The organism is Pantoea sp. SIMBA_079, assembly GCF_046940275.1.
GTDB lineage: Bacteria > Pseudomonadota > Gammaproteobacteria > Enterobacterales > Enterobacteriaceae > Pantoea > Pantoea borealis.
The window spans coordinates 1-295 of the sequence record NZ_JAWRYR010000084.1 but is presented as its reverse complement, the minus strand read 5'-3'; the positions used below and the strand labels follow the sequence as shown (position 1 = coordinate 295).

Genomic DNA, 295 nt, shown 5'->3' with positions numbered 1-295 from the left:
GCAACTGCATTTGCAAATCGAAGCAGGCGGCAGCCAGGGAGTCACTGTGGAATTCTGCGCCGTTGTCGCACACCAGCACTTCGAACCGACCGTAGCAAGGCCAAGGGTTCTGTACAGTCAGGTTTGGCACGACGGCTCTAGCTGGTTTCTTTGGAAGAAGTGCATGTCGGACGGCGCGCATGACGGCCAGCGTTGATGTGTCATCGAAACTAATGTAATACCCTAGCGGCATTCGGCTGAAGACGTCGATCAGCATTGTCAAAGTTGGTCGACCACAAGGAAGCCATGTTAATGC

1 protein-coding gene is annotated in these 295 nt (G+C 53.9%); it reads left to right on the top strand.

From position 1 onward, the window contains the following. Positions 1-196 (top strand): hypothetical protein (locus SB719_RS19210; RefSeq protein ID WP_412159610.1); only part of this gene is annotated, 196 nt, incomplete at its 5' end. Positions 197-295: the final 99 nt, after the last annotated feature.